This is a genomic window from Marinifilum caeruleilacunae, assembly GCF_013141825.1.
In the GTDB taxonomy this organism is placed as follows: domain Bacteria; phylum Bacteroidota; class Bacteroidia; order Bacteroidales; family Marinifilaceae; genus Marinifilum; species Marinifilum caeruleilacunae.
Map to the genome: position 1 here is coordinate 42,891 of NZ_RZNH01000041.1, position 6,611 is coordinate 49,501.

A 6,611-nucleotide genomic window follows, 5' to 3' on the forward strand; every position below is an offset into this window, starting at 1 on the left:
AACTAATAATCAGAAATACTGTCCTAAGAATTGTCGTAGATATAAAGTCGTTAAATGACTTCATCCTGAGTTACTAGGAAAGAAATACTAACGCTAGTACAATCCGTGAAATAATTATAACGGGAATTAAAATACAAGAGCCACAATTAAATAGTTGTGACTCTTTGTTATATTGTGAGGGTTTGTAAATCGGTAAATTTTAATATGGAAAGAAGCACTAACAAAGTTTCTAAGCAAATTAACTTGTTTCTGAACCTGATTAGGTAAATATTACTTCATGTAGAATTAGGCAAGGAAATTAATGGTATGGTTTGCAATTGCATTAATACTTGAGTTATGTGTCGTTACCTTCATTGAACCTAAGCTGATCGAATCAAAACGACCAAAAAAAGATAGTTGTGTCAATTTATTGAATTTAAGCAAATTGATTGTTGCCACAACGAATTAAATTACTCACTTTAAAAGTGACACAAACTATCTCTTATAGGCAACAAGATAACAAAAATCAGAGTTTTTAAGGAAAAGATTACTTCTTGTAAAGGTTGGACTATGATGCTTCGTTACATTGAGAATGTTGTGCTTTATACTGTTATATCAAACCAACATACGCCAAATTTACCAGGTTGGTTGAATGACCATCGGAACACATCCCATTTCAGTTTTGAGCCTGGTTGGCCCAATGCAACCAGGTGTTGTGTTCGATCATTTCATTTTTATACACCGCTGCGGACATGTGATGCCACACACTAACTTTCGAGTTCTAGGTCAGAGGTAGGCATCGTAATCTACCCTATCGAATTCAACCAAATACTGCTACAGGGATAATTTCCAAACACATATTTGATTTCAAACTCCTGCATGCTTCTATCTTCGCCATAGGTAAAAGCATAGAATCGATTTTCTTTTTTATAGAGCTTATGATTCATGCCATTGTACTCAATGGTTTTGTTGGTGAAACCCCAAAAATCGCAGAATCATTGGCATGATCCATGGCTTTATCGTGATCGGAATCCACCCAATCATTGAATACATTTAAGTGACACTCTATGCAGGTTTCATGTCCACATAAGTGGCTTTGCGCGATATGCTTTGATCTAAACCATAAGTTTTATAAAGAAGGACTAATAAAAATTACCATTCCGATCCAAAATAAATTGAGGCCATATTGTCCAATAATTGCTTCAGAAGAGCCAAGATAATTCACTTTTAATGTTTCAGGGTTAATTTTATAGGCAATGCCTGTTGCCAAAACAACAATATCTCATGTTAACACATCTTTCATGGTCATGATACCTTCAAAAATATGCACCAATTCCCATATGATCTAAAGCACTATTGCAATCTTAAAAAACTTGAAATTTACATTTTTGTAAATCAAAAAGATTGATATCTAACAACCAGTTAAAATGATCACTTTTGATAAAAAACAGAAATCAACTACATTACCTTAAAGCTCATTAAAACTGTTTAAGTTAAGCAATAACTGAATCAGTTTTTTTCATTGTGAAATAGGATGCTGCTAAAAGAAGTATCGCAACAATGGCTCCTCCAAATTCACCATCGCCAATCATAAAATGTGCTAAAAATGCCAGTACAAAATTGAAGAAGAAACCTGCATAAGCCCACTCTTTAATGACTTTGTTTTTACAAAACCAAATGGCCAACAAACCAAATATTTTGGCTATGGCTAAGGGATATATGATATAAGAAGGATAACCATAAAGTTCAAATCCTTTTACCATTTCTGAATGCTCAGTAAAATACAAAACTACCGACATAAGCATCATTGTAGTTAACAATCCTGTACTAATCCAATTGATGATTTTAAATTTTTTCATTGATTTGCTTTTTATTAATAATAAGTTCTAGTCTAATATCACTAGCTTTTAATTTTCTTAAATACAAAGAAAGAATGGTTCTAAATAAAAAAGGTTGAACTAGTTCAAGAAAAGAATGAATTAATTTTTTTAACGATTCAACTTCAATTCTAAATAAATCAAGATATCAATTGATGTCTGGATCTAGTTATGGATAATAAGGCCTGTTATAAAAAACTTCAATTATTTGCTTGCTGATAATAAAAAGCATCTGTTTAATTCTTGCGCTGCAGCCTTAACTCTATAAAGTAAATTTTTCCTAATTCTATATTGTTCTGCTTTGCCACTAAAAACTCTTGCTATGGTCTAATAGAGAGTTTTCTCATTTTAGCAATAGCATTAACACTTGTTATCTGTATAAGTAAATCATTGGAATTAACCTTTGTCCAGATATGGCTATTTTTTGCCTAAGATGACAATACTTTCATTTATTGATTATTTATGAGGGTTGATGGGATTTTTAGTATCTGATATATCAGAAAGTTGTAAAAAAAGAACAAACGATTGTGCAATAGGTGAATTTTTTATAGGTTTATACCAAAATATTAGATAAATCAATAAAATAAATCTACTATGAAATAAAGTCAACATCAAGGAAGTACATATTAATTATATATGTTGATTGATCTAATTGCTTTGACATTATACATGATTAAGGAAAGGAGGATTATAAATAAAGAAAAACTATCATTTTAAATAACATATTTAATTGTAGAATGCTCAACTAAGTATTCAAATTGAAAAGTTAAACTTTAAGATCAAACATTTATAAAATAAGAATTATGAAATTTTTTTTAGATACAGCAAATTTAAATCAAATTAAAGAGGCGAATAGTTTAGGTATTTTAGATGGGGTAACTACAAACCCTTCTATTATGGCTAAAGAAGGAATAAAAGGTGAAGATAAAATTAATCAGCATTACATTGATATTTGTGAAATAGTTGATGGAGATGTAAGTGCTGAGGTAATCGCGACTGATTATGATGGTATGATTAATGAAGGTGAACACTTGGCTAAACTTCATCCTCAAATCGTGGTTAAAGTTCCTTGTACTGAAAATGGTATTAAAGCTATAAAATATCTAGCAGGGAAAGGCATAAGAACCAATTGCACATTGATTTTCACCGTTGGACAAGCATTGTTGGCTGCTAAAGCTGGAGCTGCATATGTATCTCCATTTATTGGACGCCTAGATGATATATCAAGTGATGGAAATGTTTTAATAAATCAAATTATTAAGATTTTTGGTTATTATCAATTTGAGACAAGTGTGCTTGCAGCTTCTATTCGCCATACTATGCATATTATCCAATGTCTGGATGCAGGAGCTGATGTCGCAACATGTCCATTGAGTGCGATTAAGGGGTTGTTAAATCATCCCTTAACGGATAAAGGTTTAGAAGTTTTTCTAGCTGATTACGAAAAGGTGAGTTTCTAATTGTAAACATATCAAAAGATTAAATGGTGTAAATATTGTTTTTATTAAGAATTGTTTGGTTAGTTATAAAGCATAATATGTTACGAGTATTATTTAATCTTTTGATTTATCAATTTAAATCATTAATTGTGTTAATTTACTAAGGTAAGGTTTTATTAGGATAGCTTGATTTATTTTGATATTAGATAGGTATGCCATGATTTTTGGTATACCTATTATTTAAATGTATTTCTAATGTGAAAGTTTCCTAAATTACTCGACTTGCATCCGAATTTTATTTCTATATAATCCTAAAGGTATGACTGACCAAATTACCAATCCAATAAAATACACAAATTCAGGAAAAATATTAAACCAATTAGCCATTAATAAGCCAGAGACCATTATCACATGAGCAAGAAGCGACCATACAATTCCTCCAAAAATCTGCTTTATGTAATGTTTTGATTGTTTTATTAAATATCTGACAAACGTTATGTATATAGGAACAAAAATAACTACTGAAGTAAACATTCCAGGATTGTATTCAAATTTGATCACCCCTGCTAAAATATGAACAAATCCATTTACAATAATTATACTTGCCATAGCAATTAAAGGGAAAATATGCTTCGGGGCACGCAAAATAGCTAAAACACCTACTAACCAAACCAATGATGTGTTAATTACAAAAATGGCTTCTTTTGTAAGCGGTTTTATTGCCGAACCAGTTGCACCTAAATTACCAAGAATGAATTTATTATTGAAAACATAAAACGAATAATAATTCCCAAATAAATCTATCCAATGTTCTTCGTATTGATGAACAATATAGGCTATCAACATTATAATGCTAATAAATCTATAATCTTTGTTAAGATTCTTAAATTCTCCATTCCTGTTTAACGAAAATGCACCTATTAGCAGAAATGGTAAAGCGTAGGTTCCAATTTTCATCCAATGGTCAATTAAAAAATCGTACTGTCCCATAGGCAACCACAACATTGCAAAAAGTAAAATTATACTTCCTAAAATTAATTTTGATCCTTTCATATCGAATTTACTTTAGTTTAAAACAACAAAATTATAATATTGATTTTTCAAAAAGACTGATGTGGGTTAATAATTTTGTCTATTTGAAAGAAATCAACTAAATTCTTCCGATGTAAGACTTAAAAATCCTACAATAGTGGATATGCCGCAAAAGTTGATGTATTGAAAGATCTCGAAATTGACTTTGTTTGTGAATGACAGAACGAAAAGAAGTATGTGCAGGTCAAATGTCTTTTAGAAAAATATCATAAGGGAATTTGATAATTTCCTAAAAATTGAAGATAGACTTTCCAAAATAGTTGTATCAATGGATAACTGTACGAAGAGGTTTTGAAGGAATAGAGCACTTGTATATCAGAGATTTTTTGAAGATCACATTTTAGGTGTCAAACTAAATGAATTAGTGGTTAGTTTTAAAAACATCTCTCAAAAGAATTTATATTTTGAGAAACAATTTAAAATATCATTTAATTAGCATTTGATCGGATGGAATGAAAAAAAAATATGGGCAAAACTCTGAATGGTGAATCATAGTTTTTTGTTCTTGGTATAGTCTCTTGTTATGGGAGTTCAAATGTCTGATAAAATGCTGAAATCGCATTCCTTCAGCACTAAATCTTCAAAGGACATTTTTTAATAGTTAAATCTTTTTAACAGAGTTCCGTATTTTTAAGTCTGGCCTTAATGTTACATGATCAGTAATTAATTCCAATTCATTATTTAATTTTGAAAGCAAATATTTTAAGCCAATCTTGCACACGTGTTCAACCGGTTGAGCGATGCTTGTTATTGGTGTTTCCAAAAAATCAAGATACGGGTGATCGTCAAAAGTAATTACTGAAATATCGTCTGGCACTTTTATATTTTCCTCCTTTAAAGCTTTTAGACATCCCATAGTAATTGTGTTGCTTAATGCAAAAATAGCAGTTGGACGTTCTTTCCAGCGTAATAAAAGTTTAGTTTCCTGATAGCCGTTCTGTACACTAAAATCATCGCCAATTACATGAATGTTTGTGTTGCCAACTTCTTGCATTGCTTGTTTAAAACCCTTAATTCTCATTTTGTTGGGAGTTGATGATTTAACTCCTTGAATACATGCAATTGAAGTGTGGCCATGCTCTATCAAATATTTTGTTGCAGTAATTGCACCATAATAATTATCTGTAGAAACAAAAGGAAGATTACTATTCTCAAAATAACGATCTAACAAAATCAAGGGTAACCCCTGGCTGTATAATTTCTCAATATGTTCAAAATTTTCACCACAAGGAATTATAATAAATCCCTCTACATTCCGAGAGATAAGCTGTTGTATTTCAAGCATTTCAGCTTTAGTGTCTTCGTTGGTGTCAGAAATGATCAGAGTGTAACCAAGCTTTCTTACTTCGCGATTGAGTAAACTGGCAATATTCGCAAAAAAAGGATTACCTAAAGAGGGGACAATAAGACTTATGGTATTGCTTTTTCCAGACCTCAGGTTTGCAGCAAAATGGTTGGGAATGTAATTTAGTTCTTTTGCAACTTCTTGGATTATTTTTTGCGATTTTTTTCCTATTCTATATTGTTTTGCTTTACCTGTCAAGACTCTAGAAACTGTAGTAGTTGATAAACCAGTCTTTTCCGCAATATCTTTAATTTTTATTTTAGCACTCATGAAAATATCTTGAATTAACGTTTGTACAAATTTAATAGAAACATTTGATATACACTAATTCTTCTTAGTTGTGTTATTATAATCTAATGCCATAAGTCATTAAAAATAAAGGCAATAGTTTTAAGTTGAAAATATTTCAAAGAAATATTAAAAACACTGGCTTAAGCGATGGTGCTGTATATGTTTATTTATTTGCCTTCTTCAGGTGAATCTAATCTAAATTAGAAAATATGAATGAAAATTAAAAACGAAACATTACGTCAACAAAGGTTTTCCCAAATTCGATAGATAGAATTTTGCGAAAAACATCAAGCGCAATAAGTTCGATGTTTATCATTGTCTTTGTTGTTTTTAATTTCTGTTTTTATGGGCAGCAAAGCTTTCAAAATTTTGCTGATAGAGCCATTTTGAATGTCTGCTTTATTGGAATGGAATCATAATAGATTACGTCTAGAGGCAGTATTAGCGGCAAACCCACTAATTACAAGGCTTACTTTAGTGGGAACTTAAAAATTCATATGGTCGGTGTTTTTGGTGGTATAATCTGGGGTATTGGCAATTCATTAAATCTTATTGCAGCTGGAAAAGCGGGCGCCGCTATTTCTTATG

The 6,611-nt window shown here is 30.9% G+C and carries 5 protein-coding genes; 1 reads left to right on the plus strand and 4 read right to left on the minus strand.

Features of this window, described 5'->3' with window-relative positions; translation table 11 throughout:
• Window positions 1-785: 785 nt before the first annotated feature.
• Window positions 786-926, minus strand: a complete 141-nt coding sequence (locus ELS83_RS18505) for a hypothetical protein (RefSeq protein WP_171597028.1) — start codon at window positions 924-926, stop codon at window positions 786-788.
• Between the two features lie 546 nt (window positions 927-1,472).
• A complete protein-coding gene (locus ELS83_RS18510) occupies window positions 1,473-1,838 on the minus strand; it encodes a DoxX family protein (protein WP_171597029.1) in 366 nt (121 codons plus the stop codon).
• 821 nt (window positions 1,839-2,659) lie between these two features.
• Here ELS83_RS18510 and fsa point away from each other — a divergent pair.
• The gene (fsa, locus tag ELS83_RS18515) at window positions 2,660-3,316 is read left to right on the plus strand and encodes a fructose-6-phosphate aldolase (RefSeq protein ID WP_171597030.1); all 657 of its coding nucleotides are present in this window, start codon (window positions 2,660-2,662) and stop codon (window positions 3,314-3,316) included.
• A gap of 252 nt (window positions 3,317-3,568) precedes the next feature.
• Here the strand turns inward: fsa and ELS83_RS18520 are convergent, their stop codons facing one another.
• Both ELS83_RS18520 and ELS83_RS18525 read right to left on the minus strand, forming a co-directional pair.
• A complete protein-coding gene (locus ELS83_RS18520) occupies window positions 3,569-4,348 on the minus strand; it encodes an HXXEE domain-containing protein (RefSeq protein ID WP_171597031.1) in 780 nt (259 codons plus the stop codon).
• 640 nt (window positions 4,349-4,988) lie between these two features.
• Window positions 4,989-6,002, minus strand: a complete 1,014-nt coding sequence (locus ELS83_RS18525) for a LacI family DNA-binding transcriptional regulator (RefSeq protein WP_171597032.1) — start codon at window positions 6,000-6,002, stop codon at window positions 4,989-4,991.
• Between the last annotated feature and the right edge of the window lie 609 nt (window positions 6,003-6,611).